The sequence below is a fragment of the Peptoniphilus phoceensis genome, from assembly GCF_001517665.2.
Lineage (GTDB): Bacteria > Bacillota > Clostridia > Tissierellales > Peptoniphilaceae > Peptoniphilus_A > Peptoniphilus_A timonensis.
Map to the genome: position 1 here is coordinate 233358 of NZ_LN999809.1, position 16244 is coordinate 249601.

A 16244-nucleotide genomic window follows, 5' to 3' on the forward strand; every position below is an offset into this window, starting at 1 on the left:
AATTTTTAATAAAATAATAAAAGTAATTATGCTTTAAAAATAACAAAAAAATATAGAAGCTTAAAAGGATACGAAACTAAATACTTTACAAAAAACCTAGTTTATATTAAACTAGAGATAGTAAAAGATAGTCAGACTTACTCTGATTTAAAAGACAAAGATAGTCAAAGGAATGATACTATGGCAAAATTATCCAATTCCATCGAAGAATTTTTAAATGAACTTATTTATGAATCTGGTGGAGCTCTTGAGATACAAAGATCAAAAATTTCAGACCAATTTAATTGTGCTCCTTCACAAATTAATTACGTCTTGACAACTAGATTTACACCCTTTAAGGGTTATTATGTTGAGTCAAGACGTGGCGGAGGAGGCTATATAAGAATAGTCAAAGTTAAGTTGGAGGATGATGAAGATACACTCAATACTTTTTTAAATTTTATAGGTGATTCTATTACAAAAAATAATTGTGACGATGTTTTGAAAGAACTTGTAAGACGTAAAAAAGTTACTAAGAGGGAAATGGAACTCATTAAAGTGAGTTTGTCTGACAGGTCACTTAGCCAATGCGAAAATAGAAATAAAATAAGGGCAGATTTATTAAAAAATATGCTTCTCGTTATTTTCAGCTAGGAGGGAAGAATATGTTGTGTGACAATTGTAAGGAAAGAGAATCTATAATTTCATATACAAGGATAAAAAATGATGAGGTAGAGGAAGTTCACTTATGCCAAGTTTGTGCAGAAGAAAAATTTAAAAAGGAGTTTCAGGGTTATCAAAATATAATTCCTCAACTTGAAAATGCTCTAAAAAATATTTTTAAATTTACTGCAAATTCTTATAAAGATGACGAAGATGATATTAAATGTGAATATTGTGGTAGAAGTTTTAGAGAACTAAAAAACACTGGTATTTTAGGATGTCCAAAATGTTATGATTCTTTTGGCAGTGAAATTAAGTCTTATTTAAAAGCTTTAAATATAAATTTAAAATATAGGGGAAAAATTCCAAAAAATGCAGAAACTTATATAGTTTATAATAGAAAACTTGAAGATTTACAAGAAAAGCTAGACCTTGCAGTCAGCTTAGAAGAGTATGAAAAGGCAGCAGAAATTAGAGATGAGATAAAAATTTTAAAGGAAGATGCCCATGTCTAATATAATTTTGGGAAATAAGATTAAATTATATAGAAACATTGACAGCAAAAAATTTGTCCAATCAATGACAGATGAAGAGTTAAAGGATAATTTGGAATTTCTTCATCCAATAATAAGAGAACTTGGATATGAGAAGATTGATATTGAAAATATGTCTTCCCTCAGAAAGTTAAAATTTGTAGAAGAAGGAAGACTTGGCAAAAGATTTGTTGAAAGGGAAAACATTGGCTACTATCAAAAAGTAGATGAACCAGATATTTTGTTAAATTCAAGTGAGCACATAGAACTTTCGAAATTTTCTAGAACAAAGTCGCTTGATGAACTTTATGAAGAAATTTATGATTTAGAGGGAAAATTGGAAGACAAAATAGATTTTGCCTTTAATCCAGACTATGGTTATTTAACTTCAAGAGTTTTTAATGCGGGAACTGGATTTAAGCCAATAACATTTATGTATCTTCCAGCTTTAAATTATTTTGGCATAAATGAAATAGCAAGAGGTCTATCTCGACTTGGTTACACTCTTGGTTCTTATAGGGACAAGTCAAAAAAAGCTCTTGCAAGTATTTACACCCTATCCTTTGAATCAACTTTAACTGAAGATGAAAAATCTTATGTGGAAAAATTAAAACTAATCACTGATGAAATTGCTGATGTTGAATTGGAAAATAGAAAAAAACTTTATTTAGATAATATTATTAGCCTAGAAGATATGGTTAATAGGTCCTATGGACTTCTTGCAAATGCAAGATTGTTGTCGGAAGAAGAGATGATGCAGTCCATGAGCATGATTAATCTTGGAATTGAACTTTCAATTTTAAAAGCAAATAGGGAATTTGACTTTTATAAAGAGATTATGAAACTTAGAAATGGACATTTACAAATTGAGAGAGGATCAATTCTTGACCTTAAATCTAGAGATATTTTAAGGGCAAATAAATCGAGAGCTCTCATGAAGGAGGTTTTCAAATGAGTATGTTTGGAAGATTTAGTGAAAAATCACAAAAAGCTATTCTCTTTGCTCAACAAGAAGCAAGGGAACAAAAACATTCATATATAGGATCAGAACACATACTTCTTGGGATTTTAAGAGAAGGTACAGATACAGGTGCTCATATCCTTTCAAAACTCGGTATAGATTATAAAAAAGCAAAGGAAACTACACTTGATATTGTAAGTCAAGGACAAGGTCCTGTCGTTTCAAGCATTGCTTACACTCCAAGGACAAAAAGAATTTTTGAACTTGCCTTTGAGATTTCAAGAGAAATGGGAGAAAACACAGTTTCTACAGAACATCTTTTACTTGGAATTTTAAGAGAAGGTCAAGGTGTTGCAATCTTAGTTTTAAAAAGACTTGGAATAGATATTATGAGTCTTGAAAATGATATTTTAAATAATATGGAAGATTATGAAGATTATGAAGATGGAAGAGAAGTTCCTTCTGAAGCCTTGGACAAATATACAACTAATTTAAATAAAAAAGCAGAAGAAGGAAAAATTGATCCAGTTATAGGAAGAGAAAAAGAAATAAAAAGAGTAATTCAAGTTCTATCTCGTAGGACAAAAAATAATCCTGTCCTAATTGGAGAACCTGGAGTTGGTAAGACTGCCATTGCTGAAGGACTTGCAGCAGAGATTGTAGCAGGAAATGTGCCAGAACTTATGAAGGATAAAATCATTTTAACTCTGGACATTTCACAGCTTATTGCTGGAGCAAAGTATAGAGGAGACTTTGAAGAAAGGCTTAAAAATGTAACTAATGAAGCAAGCAAAAATAAAAATATTATTTTATTTATAGATGAAATGCACGTTATAATTGGTGCAGGTTCAGCTGAAGGTTCTCTTGATGCTTCAAATATTTTAAAGCCAATGTTAACAAAGTCAGTTCTTCAAATTATTGGAGCTACAACAATTTCTGAATATAGACAAAAAATTGAAAAAGATTCTGCTTTTGAAAGAAGACTAATGCCAATTATGGTAGATGAACCAAGTACTGAAGATTCAATAGAAATTTTAAAGGGTCTTAAAAATATTTATGAAGACCATCACAATGTCCTTATTCCAGATGAGAGTATTGAAGCTGCAGTCAAATATTCTGACAGGTATTTAAATGACAGGTTCTTGCCAGATAAGGCAATAGATTTAATTGATGAAGCAAGTTCAAAGTTAAAGATTGAATCTTACAAGATTCCTGATTTTGAAGAAAAGTATAAATTAGAGCTTGAAGAAATTGAAGAAAAGAAAAATCAAGCCGTTAAGGATCAAGATTATGAACTTGCAGCAAATCTTAGGGATGAACAAAAGAAACTTGAAGATGAATATAAAAAAAGCTGGGATGACTTTAAGAAAAAGGAATCAAAAAAAGAAGTAAGTCCAGAACTTATTGCTCATATAGTTTCTGAATGGTCAAAAGTTCCTGTGACTGAAATGACAGAAGAAGAAACTGAAAAGTTAAGAGATTTAGATGAAAAATTAAAAGAAGATGTCAAGGGACAAGATGAAGCCGTTAAATCACTTTCTAAGGCAATAAAGAGGTCTAGAATTGGACTAAAGGATCCAAATAAACCAATAGGTTCCTTTATTTTTGTAGGTCCAACTGGTGTTGGTAAGACTTATCTTGCAAAGAGTCTTGCTAAAAACTTATTTGGTAAAGAAGAAAATATGATTAGGTTTGACATGTCTGAATATATGGAAAAGTTCACTGTCTCAAGACTTGTGGGTTCTCCTCCAGGATATGTTGGATATGATGAAGGTGGCGAACTAACTGAAGCAGTTAGGACTCATCCTTATTCAGTAATTCTATTAGATGAAATAGAAAAATCTCATCCTGATATTTTTAATATTTTATTGCAAATTCTTGATGAAGGAAGACTCACTGATTCTAAGGGAAGGACTGTAAATTTCAAGGACACAGTTATAATTATGACTTCAAATGCAGGGGCAAATCTTCTTGCAAAAAATTCAGTTCTTGGATTTTCAACATCAGAGGATTCTGAAAAGAAAAGTGAATTTGAAAAAATGAAGGGCATTATTAATGATTCTTTAAAAGAAAAATTTAGACCAGAATTTTTGAATAGAGTTGATGATGTTGTAATATTTAAGGCTCTTGAAAAAACTGAAATTAAAGATATTGTTAAAAATATGCTTGATATTTTAAGCCTTAGACTTTTAGATATGGGAATAAAGGCAACTTATACCGATAAACTTATTAATTTCCTAGTTGATGAAGGATATGACAAGGTATTTGGTGCTAGACCTCTTCAAAGAACCATTACAAAATTAATTGAAGACAAGATTGCTGACGAATTTTTAGATGGTAAAATAAAAGAGGGCGACGAAATATCTGTAGATGTTAAGTACAAGAAGATTCAGATAAAAAAAGTAAAGAAAACAAAAAAGGCGAAAGATGAAAAAGAAAATAGTCTATCAATGTAATAAGTGCGGATACATTTCCCATGGATATTTTGGGAAATGTCCAAACTGTAATTCTTGGAATACTTTAGAAGAAAAAGAAGAGGATACTTCTAGTAGTTCTCCTTCAAAAAGTAAAAAAATAAAAAAAGATGCTCAAAAATTAAAAGCTGTTGCAGTTTCTTCCGATGAAAGAATTAAGACAAGCATAGAAGAATTTAACAGGGTCATGGGCGGAGGAATCGTTCGCGATTCTGTTAGCATTTTAACTGCAAAACCTGGGTCAGGTAAGTCAACTCTTCTTATGCAAGTTGCCAATGATATTGCAAACAAAGGCATGAGAGTACTTTACGCATCTGGAGAAGAATCTGAAACTCAAATTAAGATGAGAGCTGAGAGAATTCTCAATAAATTATCAGATAATATTTGGGTCTACTCAGTCACTTCCCTTAATTCGGTTTTGGATCAGATAGAAAAAATCGATCCTCAACTTATAATTATTGATTCCATCCAAACTTTTACTCTTGATGAATTTTCTCAAAGACCTGGAACGCCAACTCAAACCATGGAGTGTGCTTACAAGATGACTGAAGTTGCAAAGGATTTGGAAAAACCTCGTATGGTTTTCTTAGTAGGTCAAATGACTAAGCAAGATGAACTTGCTGGTGTGAGAAGTCTTGAACATTTAGTTGATACAGTTTTACTAATTGAAGGAGATTCTTCAGAGGATTTGAGATCTCTTATGACAACAAAAAATAGGTATGGTTCAACAGGAGAAATTGGTTTTTTCTCAATGACAGAAAGAGGAATGATTTCAATAGATAATCCTTCTGAATATTTTATGACAAAAAGATCTATTTCAGAACAAGTTGCAGGATCTTCTCTTTCAGTTATAAGAGAAGGAACAAGACCAATAATTCTTGAAACAGAAGCCCTTGCATCAAAATCATTTTTGCCATATCCTTCAAGGATTTCTGAATCCGTGAGAAGAGAACATTTAAATACCTTAGTTTCCATTTTGGAAGAGCGAGCAGGAATAACTTTTTTAGATAAAAATATTGTTGTAAAATCTACTGGAGGTATTAAAGTTAAGGAACAAGCATCAAACTTATCAGTTATGGTTTCAATTGTTTCTTCAACCTTAAATCAAGCCGTTGAAGCAAATTCCGTTTTTATTGCTGATGTTGGTCTAACAGGAGAATTAAAAAATGTTCCAAGTTTAGATACAAGACTAAGAGAAGCTGAAAGAATGGGTTTTAAAAAGGCCTATGTGTCGAAATATTCTAGTGTAAAAGAAGAAAATTATAAGGAACTTCAAGTTATAAAAATGTCAAATATTTCTGAAGTGCTTAATAAATTATTTGATATTTAAAATTTAATAAAAGAGACAATAAAAAAAACTCTTTTTACTAATTGCAGTAAGAAGAGTTTTTTGTGATTTAAAAATAATTATTTTAAGCTACTTTTTTATTTTGTGCGCTTGAAATTATCATAGCAATAACAAGACTAAGAAGCATTGGAACAACCCATCCAAGTCCAAATTCAGTAAGTGGAAGTTTTGTCAAAATATCTCCAAATCCACCAAGTAGATTTTTGCCTTGCAATACAAATAAAAATCCAAATATAAGTGAAACAATTGGAGGAACTTTAAAAACTAAGTCGTCCTTAATTTTTTCGTTAAATAGTCCTAAAATGACAATTGTCATTGCACATGGATAGATAATTTCAAGGATTGGTGCAGAAATTTTTATGATTTGTGTAACACCAAGCATTGATATTAAACATGAAACTATTGAACATATAACAACAACTCTTTCGTAGGAAATTTTGTTAAAAGTTAAGTCGTTAAAGAAGTTACCTGTAGCAGAAATTAATCCAATTGCTGTTGTAAGACAAGCAAGAGCAGTTATAATACCTAAGATATAAACACCTACTCCACCTAAAACTCTATTTGTTATGTCAACAAGAAGAAGAGTGGAATCAGTATCTTGATTATAAACTCCTAGTCCAGAAGTTTGGGCTCCTAGATATAATAAACCACCATAAATTAAAGCTAAGAAAATTACTGCTATGACACTTGACATAATAGTAGCCTTTATTTCAAGAGCCTTTGAAGAATAATTTCTAGTTTTAACTGCATTAATAACAACAAGTGCGAACATACATCCTGCAATAGCATCCATTGTTTGGTATCCATCTGTAATACCTTTTTTTAGAACATTGTCAATCATTGTTGTGTCTGCTATTTCTCCAATAGGACTGACAATACCCTTGATAATTAAAACTGTCATACAGATTAAAAGTGATGGAGTAAGGAACTTGCCGACAATATCGACTACCTTACTTGGTCTAATACTCAATAAACAAGCAATTACGAAGAAAATTACTGAAAATAAGTATCTATTAAATGATTCACCAAAAATTGGCAATATAGCTATTTCATAAGTAGTAGCTGCAGTTCTTGGTGTAGCTAAGAAAGGTCCAATACATAAAATAATTGCTGTTGAAATTATAATTGCAAAAGTCTTATTGATCCTAGTTGCTAAAACATTTAAGTTACCATCGTATTTGGATAGGGCAATAATTGCCAGTAGGCCTAAACCTGCGTCTGTAATTGTAAAGCCTAAAAATCCAATCCACCATTGGTGCCCCGACAATAAACCTAAGTAAGGGGGAAAGATTAGGTTTCCAGCTCCAAAAAACATTGCAAATAGTGCGAAGCCGATAATAAATAAATCTTTCATCCGAATTTCTTTGTTCATCTTTTCTACCTCCATAAATATATTTTTCTTATTCTATCACATTGGAAGAGAATTTGGTACATAAAATATTGATTAAGGATAAAAATTTTGATAATATCACTTATATTGAAAGGAAGTTTTATATGAATTACAAAAATGCAGTCTCTTGGCTTGAAAATAGAAACATACCTCTGGGAGAATTTACTACAGATAATATTAAGGCTCTATTAGATATTTTTGATAGACCTCAAGATAAATTAAAAATAATTCACATTACAGGAACTAATGGGAAGGGTTCAGTTGCAAGTTTTATTGCAAATGCCCTTATTGAAAATAATTATTCTGTTGGCAAATTTACATCTCCCTATATAACAAATATTCGTGAAGAAATAGAAGTAAATAGAAAAGAAATTTCTGAAGAAGATTTTGCCAATATAGCGAGTGAGGTTAGATCTAAAGTAGAAGAACTTGACGAGAAGAAGATTTTTGTCAGTGGTTTTGAGATTTTGACAGCTATATCCTATATTTATTTTTCTAGAAAAAAATTAGATTTTGCAGTAATGGAAGTTGGAATGGGTGGAAGAGTTGATGCTACAAATGTAATGGAAAAATCTATTCCAGTATTCTGCCATATTGCCCTAGATCATGCAAATATTTTGGGAGATACTTTAGAAAAAATTGCTCGTGAAAAGGGAGGAATTATAAAAGAAAATTCTACTGTATTTTCTTATCCTCAAAATGAAGAAGCAAGACAAGAACTTAAAAAAATATCTAAAGAAAAATCTTCAAGCTTTAATGAATTTTTCCTAGATGAAGTTAGATTAATAAGTTCAGATGAATTTGGCAATAAGTTTGATTTTAGAAATCATAAAAATGTAGAAATTTCTCTTATTGGAGAACATCAAGCCCTAAATGCTTCTCTAGTTCTTATGGTCTTAGACTCTTTAAAAGAAGAATATAAATTAGATGAAGAAAAGATAAAACTTGGATTTAAAAAGGCAGTAAATATTGGAAGGACTGAATGTTTATCAAGAAATCCACTTGTTCTTGTAGATGGTTCTCACAATTTAGATTCAATAGAAAAAATAAAAAAAAGTGTAAAGAAATTTAAATATAAGAATTTAATTTTGGGATTTAGTCTTTTAAAAGATAAGGATCACTCAAATATTTTGAAAAAAATAGAAAAAATTGCTGATAAAATTGTTTTGACAGAAATAGATAATGAAAGATTTACAGATTTAGATTCTCTTGAAAGGGAATTTAAAAGTTTTTCAAATAAGGAAATTTATGCTATAAGAAACCGACAAGAAGCAGTGGAAAAAACTTTAGCTCTTGCAGAAGATGGCGATATGATTCTTTGGTGTGGATCCTTATATCTTATAAAGGATATAAGAAAAATTTTATTAGAAAAATTAAGCTAAAAAATTACCCCTAAAAATTTGATGTGATTCCATAAAGTTGAACTTAGAAAGTAACTTTTGGAAGTCAGCACAATTTTCAGGGGTTTTCTTTTTTAGACACAATTTGTTTTATTATGTAAAAATCTACATAAAAAAAGGATCTTATCTAAGACCCTTAATTATATAGCTCTTTCGACTTTACCAGATCTTAAACATCTAGTACATACGTTGATTCTTTTTGTTGATCCATTAACTACAGCCTTAACTCTTCTAATGTTAGGAGACCAGCTTCTGTTAGAACGAGAGTGAGAGAAAGAAATTTTATTTCCGAATGATTTTTCTTTTCCACATATATCACATCTTTTAGCCATAACGCACCTCCTTTAGTTATTAAGCAGACAATATTTTATCAAAAAATGCTGCTAAGTGCAAATAATTTTTTCAATATGTACTTATTTTACACTAAATTCTAATTTTTTACAAAGGATATTTTGAAATTCTGTTAATATATTGTAAATTCTGTTATAATGGACTAGATAAGGAGGTGCCCTCATGCCGGCAATTATAAATAGAGAACTTGGAAATATTGTAATAGAAGATAGCGTACTTGCAAACATAGCTGGTATTTCAGCCATGGAAAGCTACGGAATTGTTGGAATGGCATCAAAAAATGCCGCAGATGGAATTTTTGAACTTTTAAGATTTGAAAATCTATCAAAGGGAATTGTTGTAAACACTAACGAAAATGAAATTAATATTGAACTTCATGTTATTTTAGAATATGGAGTAAAAATTTCTACTGTTGGTGAAAATATTATAGAAAGAGTTAAGTTTAATGTTGAGAATTTGACAGGACTTGAAGTAGATAATATTGAAGTCTTGGTAGAAGGTATTAGACTTAAATAGTGGAGGTAAGATTTTGGAAATAAATAAAATTAATGGTCCCTTATTAAAAGATATTTTTAAGGGGGCTGTAAATTATCTAATATCCATGAAGGAGGAGGTCAACGCCCTTAATGTGTTTCCTGTTCCAGATGGAGATACAGGAACTAACATGAGCCTTACATCAAAATCTGCCTTAAAACAAATAGATAGTTTAGAAGGGGATTTTACTGTAGCTGATGTATCTGCAGCTGCTGCTCGTGGTGCTCTAATGGGAGCAAGGGGAAACAGTGGAGTTATTCTTTCACAACTTTTAAGAGGATTTTCTGAGGGGCTTGAAGGAATTGACGAAGCAGACACAGCTGCTATTGCTCATGCTTTTAAAAAAGCAAGTGAAACAACTTATAAAGCTGTCATGAAACCAATTGAAGGTACTATTCTTACAGTTGGTAGAGAAACAGCTGATTTTGCCATTAGACATTATAAAAAAAGTGAAAAACCTATTGAATTCTTGGAAGATGTAATTCTTGAGGCAAATAAATCTCTTGATAACACTCCAAATCAACTTAAAGTTTTAAAAGAAGCTGGTGTAGTTGATGCTGGTGGTAAGGGTCTTGTGGTTTTACTTGAAGGTTCTCTTAAAGTATTAAAGGGCGAAGATATAGCTGATCAAAGTGAAGACGAAACTTTAAAGAAAAAAGCTCAAAAAGAAGTGCAATTTACTGAAGCAGATACTTCATTAAAATTTGGTTATTGTACTGAATTTATTATAAATACTGACTATGAAGATATTGACTCTTTTAGAGAAAAAATTGCACCACTAGGCGATTGCCTTTTAGTTGTTGGTGGTGGCGGAAGTCATTTAATAAAGGTTCACGTTCATACTAATGATCCAGGAATTGTTCTTCAACACGCTTGTGAACTTGGTCTTCTTCAAGATATTAAAATTGACAATATGAGATACCAACACAGAGAAGTTCTTTTCGATGACAGTGAAGTCGCTGAAGCTAAAAAAAGAGAAGAAGAGGAAGAAACTATTGAAGAAAAAGATTATTCCTTTATTACTGTTTCCATGGGAGATGGAATGACAGAAACTTTTAAATCTCTAGGTGTTGATTATGTTGTTGCAGGTGGACAAACTATGAATCCATCTACAGAAGATCTTCTAAAGGGTGTAGAAAAAGTTGGCGGAAAGGTAATTTATCTTATCCCTAATAACAGCAATATAATTTTATCTGCAGAACAAGCAAGAGATATTTCTGATAGAGAAATAATTGTAATTCCATCAAAATCTGTTCCACAAGGTATAGCTGCTATGCTTGCCTTTAACGAAGAAGCTACAAAAGAAGAAAACAAAGAAAACATGATAGAAGCTTTAGAAAGTGTCACTGATGCGTCTGTAACATATGCAGTTAGAGATACAACAATTGGTGGAAAGGAAATTCACAAGGACGATATAATAGGTATTGCTTCTAAAGATATTATTTCGAGCGGTAAAACTATTTTTGATGTAGTAACTGAAACTGTTGAAAAATTAATGAATGATGATATTTCTCTTGTAACACTTTTCTATGGAGAAGATGTAAAAGAAGAAGATGCAGAAAAAGTTCGTGAAACATTAGAAGAAAAATATCCAGACATTGATATTGATGTAATAGAAGGAGATCAACCTATTTATTATTACATCATTTCCCTAGAATAAATTTTAAATCATTAAAGGAGCCCGAAGTTTTGCTTTGGGCTTTTCTAATAGGAGATAAATATGAAGTTAAGTGATTCTATAAAAACTTTAAAACAAATTGGACCTAAGAGGGCAGAATTATTTCACAAACTTGGAATTTATACTGTCTATGATCTTTTACATTTTTATCCAAGAAGATATGAAGATTCCTCAAAGATAATAAAACTTTCAGAAGCAAAAATTGGAGAAAAAAGTACTTTTAAAGTTAGAATTATTTCTAAACTTCAAAATAGGAGGATAAGAAAGGGACTTAGCTTAACTAGTTTTCTTGCTGAAGATGAAACTGGTCAGGTAGAGTTATCCTTTTTTAATGCCTATTATTTAAATTCTCAAATTATTATTGGAAATAGCTATCTAGTTTATGGAAAAGTTGATTACTTTAGGGGCAGGGTGAGCTTGTCAAGTCCTGAAATTGAAAGAATAGATAAATTAAAAAAACTGGGCAAAATTTCTCCTATTTATGGATTAACAGAAGGCTTGAATAATTTTGTTTTTGAAAAAGTTATTAATCAAGTTATTGACAAAAACTTGTTTAGAGAAAATTTGCCAAAAGAGATTTTAGAAAAATACTCTTTCATTGGTAAAAATGAAGCTATAAAAAGCATTCATTATCCAAGCAGTAGAAAAAATTACATACAAGCAAGGCAAAGATTAATTTATGAAGAATTATTTTTGTTTGAGCTTTCCATTTTAAAAAATAAAATACAAAATGAAAGGCGAGATGCCATAAAATTTGAAATAAAAGATGAAATTTATGAATTTATAGAAAATCTTCCCTTTAAACTCACTGAAGGACAAAGTTCTGTTTTAGATGAAATTTTTGAAGATATGAAAAAGGGAAAGGCTATAAATAGACTCATTCAAGGTGATGTTGGAAGTGGAAAGACAATTATTGCAATTGTTCTTATGTATCTTTCCTATTTAAATGGATATCAATCATCTATAATGGCACCAACAGAAATCCTCGCCAAACAACATTTTGAATCCTTTGTGGAACTTTTAGAACCTCTTGGAGTAAAGATAGGACTTTTAATTGGCTCAACTACAAAGGCTGCAAAGAGAGATATTTTAGATAATTTGGAAATGGGTTCTATTGATATTTTAATTGGAACTCATGCTCTAATAGAAGAAAATGTGGTTTTTAAAAAATTAGCAGTAAATGTTATTGACGAGCAGCATCGTTTTGGAGTTGTCCAAAGAAATATGCTTCAAAATAAAAATAAAGATGCAGCTACAATTGTTATGTCAGCTACACCTATCCCAAGGAGTTTGAGTTTAGTCCTTTATGCAGATTTAGATATTTCTGTAATAAAGACAATGCCTAAGGGAAGAAAAGCAATTAAGACAGTTGCCATAAATGAAAATATGCTTAATAAGGCCCTTGATTTTATAAAAAAGGAGCTAAAAAAAGGAAGACAAGCCTATGTAATCTGCTCACTAATTGAAGAAAATCAAGATTATGAAAACTTGCAGGCAGTTGAAAAAGTATTTGAAGAATTAAGTGAGTATTTTAGCGGATTTAATATTGGACTTCTTCATGGAAAAATGAAGGCTGATGAAAAAAATAAGATCATGGAAGATTTTGCAGAGAACAAAATAAATCTTTTGGTTTCTACAACTGTTGTTGAAGTTGGGGTAAATGTTCCAAATGCCAGTGTAATTATGATTTATAATGCAGAGAGATTTGGTTTATCAACTCTACATCAACTTCGTGGAAGAGTAGGAAGAGGAGATCAACAGTCCTACTGTATCTTGTATAATCTTTCTAAAAGTGAAATTTCATGGGAAAGAATGAAAATAATGACAGATTCAAATGATGGTTTTTATATTGCAAATAAGGATTTAGAACTTAGAGGTTTTGGAGATATTCTTGGAACAAGACAATCAGGAATGCCGAATTTAAGACTTGCAGATCCTTTTAGAGATGAAACTATTTTAAAATATGCAGCAGATGATGTTAGAAATATTTTAGAAGAAGATCCAAACTTAGAAGGGGAGAAATATTCTTATCTAAATAAAGAAATCGCTGAATTTTACTCTGATTTGAACTAACATCTTTCAATATATCCTTTCTTATGGTAAAATAAAACTAATTTGGAGGCTTTATGAGAATAATTGCAGGAAACAGAAGAGGGCTCAAATTAATAGCTCCTAAAGGACTAGACACAAGACCCACAGAAGATCGGGTTAAGGAATCGGTTTTTAATATCCTTGGTCAAAATTTTTTTGGAGATATAGTTTTGGATTTATTTTGTGGCAGTGGTGCCAATGGAATTGAATTTATATCTAGAGGTGCTGAAAAAGCATACTTTGTTGATAAGTCCAAGGAAGCTATAGTTTGTGTCAAAAAAAATCTTGATAAAGCAAAATTCTCTGATCAGGCTTTTGTTATAGAAGATCACTTAAATCAAGCTTTGAAAAATTTAGATGTAAAATTTGATTACATTTATATGGATCCACCCTTTGATAGACGTGATTTATATAAGAAAGCCTTTAAGCTAGTAAAAGAATATAAAATTCTAAAAGAAGATGGAAAATTAATTGTGGAGTATAATACTGATAAACCACTTTTAATTGGAGAAGGCTTTGTAGAATTAAAAAATAAAAAATATGGAAATACTTCAATTTCTATATGTGGATGGGATGAAAATGAAAGCAATATATGCGGGTAGCTTCGACCCTGTGACCAATGGTCATTTAGACATTATAAAAAGAGCAAGAGATATTTTTGGAGAAATAGTTGTTGCTGTTTTAGACAACACTTCCAAAAAGGGACTTTTCACAGTGGAAGAAAGGAAAAGACTGCTCCATGAAGTTTTAGATGGCATGGAAGGAATTGAAATTGATTCCTTTGATGGACTTCTAGTAGACTATGCAAAAAAGAAAAACTGCAAGGTTATAGTTAGGGGCCTTAGATCAGCTTCTGATTATTTCAGTGAATATACACTTGCCATGGCAAACAAAAATTACAAGTACGGTGTTGAGACTGTATTTTTGTTGTCATCCAATGAAAATTTATTTGTAAGTTCAACACTTGCAAAAGAGGTAGCAACCTTTGACGGAGATACAGATTTATTCGTGCCTCCTATTGTAGGAGAAGCTATGAAGAAAAAATTACTTAGGAGGAAGATATGAATTTAATTGATTTAGTTGAAGAATTAGAAGATCTTGTAGAAACATCATCACAAATACCACTTACAAACAAGGTAATGGTAGATAGAGATGAATTTTTGGAAATTGTAAATGAAGTAAAAGCACAAATTCCTGGAGAGATTTCTGAAGCTCAAAGAATTGCACAAGATAAGGACGATATCATCAATGGAGCACATGATGAAGCAGATAAAATTATTTCTGCAGCAAGAGCTCATTCTGAAAAAATTATTGATGAAAATGAACTTGTAAGACAAGCAAATGAAAGAGCATCTGAAATTTTGAAATCTGCAAAAGAAGAGTCAACTCAAATTAGAGAAGGCGCAAGAGATTATGCAGACGAATTACTTGAAAATACTCAAGTTAATCTTTCAGAAATTATTAAGATGCTTAACGAAAATAGACAAGAATTAAGAGGATAAATTAAGTTTTGGACCTGGGTTTTTCACTCAGGTCTTTTTTTATTATTTATAATTATGAAATTGAAGTAAAATAAATTGTAAGGGCAAGTCCTTCCTTTTTTATGAAAATATATTGCTTTTAAAATATTATATCAACAAAATAAGATAAGACTTTGTTATAATGAGTTTGAGGTGAATCATGTTATATTTTATTATTTTACTTATTATAATTATTTTATTAATTCCACAAATTCATTATAGGAAATCTAATAAACTTCTTCAAAATGAAAATGTTGAAATAAATTGTGATTTAGAATTTTTAACTAAAACTAGTGAAACTAAAGAAAATTATTGTAAATTTGGAAATGAAAAAGATTTTCATACTTTGCCAAATTTTCAAAAGGTGAAAATAAAATCTTATGATGATTTTATTCTTGATGGAGGATATTTTCCTGTAGAAAATTCTAAAGCAATAGTTCAAATTATTCATGGAGCTCTTGAACATAAGGAAAGGTATTTTTATTTAATTGATTATCTAAATAAAAATGGATATTCTTGTTTTATTTCTGATAATAGGGGTCATGGAAGGTCTCTAAGTGAAAAGTACCCACTTGGATATATTGATGGTGTAGAAAAAGTTGTCGATGACAATCTAGCAATTACGAGAGAACTTAAAAAGAAATTCAAAGAAAAAGATGTTTATTTAATTGGTCATTCTCTTGGAACTGTGTTTGGAAGAATTTATCTTGAAAAAGGAGATAATTTAATAAAAAAACTTGCCCTATCAGGTCCACCTAATTATATTTCAGAAGTTCCTCTTGCGATATTTGTAGGAAACTTCGTAAATTTTTACTTTGGAGAGAGAAGAACCCTAGCCATATTAAAAAATCTTTACAATGGTGAGAAAAAACATTTTGACTGGATAAGTTACAGCAAAGAAAATATTTTAGATGCAGAAAAAGATCCTTCAATGCCAGCTGTTTTTAAGAATAGAGGATATCTATCTGTATTTGAAGGAGTTAATGAACTAAATAAAATAAATAATTACAAGTTTAGAAATCCGGAACTTGAGATTTTATTAATTGCTGGAGAAGACGATGTAGTTATTGGTGGAGAAAAAGGTTTTGAAAGTTCCATTGATATCTTGAAAAAAGTTGGATATAAAAATATTTCTTCAAAACTTTACAAAAATATGAAACACGAGATTTTTAGAGAAGATAATAGAGAAGAGGTCTTTAAGGACTTGGTGAACTTTTTAGATAAATAAATCAAATCTTATTTATTGATTGAAAATTTAATAGAAGTATTACAAAAAAATAAGCTGAGGAAAAAATTCTCAGCTTTTTAAATTATTTATTTTT

Annotated in this window: 15 protein-coding genes; 13 read left to right on the forward strand and 2 right to left on the reverse strand. The window is 30.5% G+C overall.

The annotated features are described in order from the left end of the window. Positions 1–180 precede the first annotated feature (180 nt). Genes BN3657_RS05345 through radA form a run of 5 tightly spaced genes read left to right on the forward strand, consistent with a single transcriptional unit; the run spans position 181 to position 5940 of the window. Positions 181–633, forward strand: a complete 453-nt coding sequence (locus BN3657_RS05345) for a CtsR family transcriptional regulator (protein WP_062552070.1) — start codon at positions 181–183, stop codon at positions 631–633. An 11-nt stretch (positions 634–644) separates the two neighbouring features. Further along, positions 645–1157, forward strand: coding sequence for a UvrB/UvrC motif-containing protein (locus BN3657_RS05350; RefSeq protein ID WP_019138048.1), 513 nt, complete (start codon positions 645–647; stop codon positions 1155–1157). Next, entirely contained in the window at positions 1150–2130 is a 981-nt protein-coding gene (locus tag BN3657_RS05355; RefSeq protein WP_062552071.1) for an ATP--guanido phosphotransferase, read from the forward strand. Before BN3657_RS05350 ends, BN3657_RS05355 begins: the two co-directional genes overlap by 8 nt. Then, a complete protein-coding gene (locus tag BN3657_RS05360) occupies positions 2127–4592 on the forward strand; it encodes an ATP-dependent Clp protease ATP-binding subunit (RefSeq protein WP_062552072.1) in 2466 nt (821 codons plus the stop codon). Before BN3657_RS05355 ends, BN3657_RS05360 begins: the two co-directional genes overlap by 4 nt. Beyond that, complete coding sequence (gene radA, locus BN3657_RS05365) at positions 4564–5940, forward strand: DNA repair protein RadA (protein WP_062552073.1); 1377 nt, start codon at positions 4564–4566, stop codon at positions 5938–5940. Before BN3657_RS05360 ends, radA begins: the two co-directional genes overlap by 29 nt. Before the next feature lie 82 nt (positions 5941–6022). On the opposite strand, the gene brnQ is transcribed toward radA, so the two are convergent. Continuing rightward, the gene (gene brnQ, locus BN3657_RS05370; RefSeq protein ID WP_062552074.1) at positions 6023–7330 is read right to left on the reverse strand and encodes a branched-chain amino acid transport system II carrier protein; all 1308 of its coding nucleotides are present in this window, start codon (positions 7328–7330) and stop codon (positions 6023–6025) included. Positions 7331–7452: 122 nt separating this feature from the next. On the opposite strand from brnQ, the gene BN3657_RS05375 reads away from it, so the two are divergent. Beyond that, complete coding sequence (locus BN3657_RS05375) at positions 7453–8730, forward strand: bifunctional folylpolyglutamate synthase/dihydrofolate synthase (protein WP_062552075.1); 1278 nt, start codon at positions 7453–7455, stop codon at positions 8728–8730. Between the two features lie 158 nt (positions 8731–8888). On the opposite strand, the gene rpmB is transcribed toward BN3657_RS05375, so the two are convergent. Then, entirely contained in the window at positions 8889–9080 is a 192-nt protein-coding gene (gene rpmB, locus BN3657_RS05380) for a 50S ribosomal protein L28 (protein ID WP_019138053.1), read from the reverse strand. A 181-nt stretch (positions 9081–9261) separates the two neighbouring features. Here rpmB and BN3657_RS05385 point away from each other — a divergent pair, with 181 nt between their 5' ends. From BN3657_RS05385 to BN3657_RS05415, 7 genes are all read left to right on the forward strand, one after another. Continuing rightward, on the forward strand, positions 9262–9615 hold the full coding sequence (locus BN3657_RS05385) for an Asp23/Gls24 family envelope stress response protein (protein ID WP_019138054.1): 354 nt from the start codon (positions 9262–9264) through the stop codon (positions 9613–9615). A gap of 13 nt (positions 9616–9628) precedes the next feature. Then, positions 9629–11293 (forward strand): DAK2 domain-containing protein, encoded by a 1665-nt coding sequence (locus BN3657_RS05390; RefSeq protein ID WP_062552076.1) that lies wholly within the window; start codon positions 9629–9631, stop codon positions 11291–11293. Positions 11294–11353: 60 nt separating this feature from the next. Then, complete coding sequence (recG, locus tag BN3657_RS05395) at positions 11354–13384, forward strand: ATP-dependent DNA helicase RecG (protein ID WP_062552077.1); 2031 nt, start codon at positions 11354–11356, stop codon at positions 13382–13384. A gap of 53 nt (positions 13385–13437) precedes the next feature. Further along, positions 13438–14004, forward strand: a complete 567-nt coding sequence (rsmD, locus tag BN3657_RS05400; RefSeq protein ID WP_062552078.1) for a 16S rRNA (guanine(966)-N(2))-methyltransferase RsmD — start codon at positions 13438–13440, stop codon at positions 14002–14004. After that, on the forward strand, positions 13982–14467 hold the full coding sequence (gene coaD / locus BN3657_RS05405; RefSeq protein ID WP_040542363.1) for a pantetheine-phosphate adenylyltransferase: 486 nt from the start codon (positions 13982–13984) through the stop codon (positions 14465–14467). Before rsmD ends, coaD begins: the two co-directional genes overlap by 23 nt. Beyond that, positions 14464–14904, forward strand: coding sequence for an ATP synthase subunit B family protein (locus BN3657_RS05410; RefSeq protein WP_062552079.1), 441 nt, complete (start codon positions 14464–14466; stop codon positions 14902–14904). The genes coaD and BN3657_RS05410 overlap by 4 nt, the downstream gene beginning before the upstream one ends. Positions 14905–15082: 178 nt before the next feature. After that, positions 15083–16150, forward strand: a complete 1068-nt coding sequence (locus tag BN3657_RS05415; RefSeq protein WP_062552080.1) for an alpha/beta hydrolase — start codon at positions 15083–15085, stop codon at positions 16148–16150. The last annotated feature ends 94 nt before the right edge of the window (positions 16151–16244 follow it).

Excerpts from the sequence above, each read along its gene's own strand:
- BN3657_RS05345 (WP_062552070.1), top strand. The coding sequence starts at position 181 with ATGGCAAAATTATCCAATTCCATCGAAGAATTTTTAAATGAACTTATT.
- BN3657_RS05350 (WP_019138048.1), top strand. The coding sequence starts at position 645 with ATGTTGTGTGACAATTGTAAGGAAAGAGAATCTATAATTTCATATACA.
- BN3657_RS05355 (WP_062552071.1), top strand. The coding sequence starts at position 1,150 with ATGTCTAATATAATTTTGGGAAATAAGATTAAATTATATAGAAACATT.
- BN3657_RS05360 (WP_062552072.1), top strand. The coding sequence starts at position 2,127 with ATGAGTATGTTTGGAAGATTTAGTGAAAAATCACAAAAAGCTATTCTC.
- radA (WP_062552073.1), top strand. The coding sequence starts at position 4,564 with ATGAAAAAGAAAATAGTCTATCAATGTAATAAGTGCGGATACATTTCC.
- brnQ (WP_062552074.1), bottom strand. The coding sequence starts at position 7,330 with ATGAACAAAGAAATTCGGATGAAAGATTTATTTATTATCGGCTTCGCA.
- BN3657_RS05375 (WP_062552075.1), top strand. The coding sequence starts at position 7,453 with ATGAATTACAAAAATGCAGTCTCTTGGCTTGAAAATAGAAACATACCT.
- rpmB (WP_019138053.1), bottom strand. The coding sequence starts at position 9,080 with ATGGCTAAAAGATGTGATATATGTGGAAAAGAAAAATCATTCGGAAAT.
- BN3657_RS05385 (WP_019138054.1), top strand. The coding sequence starts at position 9,262 with ATGCCGGCAATTATAAATAGAGAACTTGGAAATATTGTAATAGAAGAT.
- recG (WP_062552077.1), top strand. The coding sequence starts at position 11,354 with ATGAAGTTAAGTGATTCTATAAAAACTTTAAAACAAATTGGACCTAAG.
- rsmD (WP_062552078.1), top strand. The coding sequence starts at position 13,438 with ATGAGAATAATTGCAGGAAACAGAAGAGGGCTCAAATTAATAGCTCCT.
- coaD (WP_040542363.1), top strand. The coding sequence starts at position 13,982 with ATGAAAGCAATATATGCGGGTAGCTTCGACCCTGTGACCAATGGTCAT.
- BN3657_RS05410 (WP_062552079.1), top strand. The coding sequence starts at position 14,464 with ATGAATTTAATTGATTTAGTTGAAGAATTAGAAGATCTTGTAGAAACA.
- BN3657_RS05415 (WP_062552080.1), top strand. The coding sequence starts at position 15,083 with ATGTTATATTTTATTATTTTACTTATTATAATTATTTTATTAATTCCA.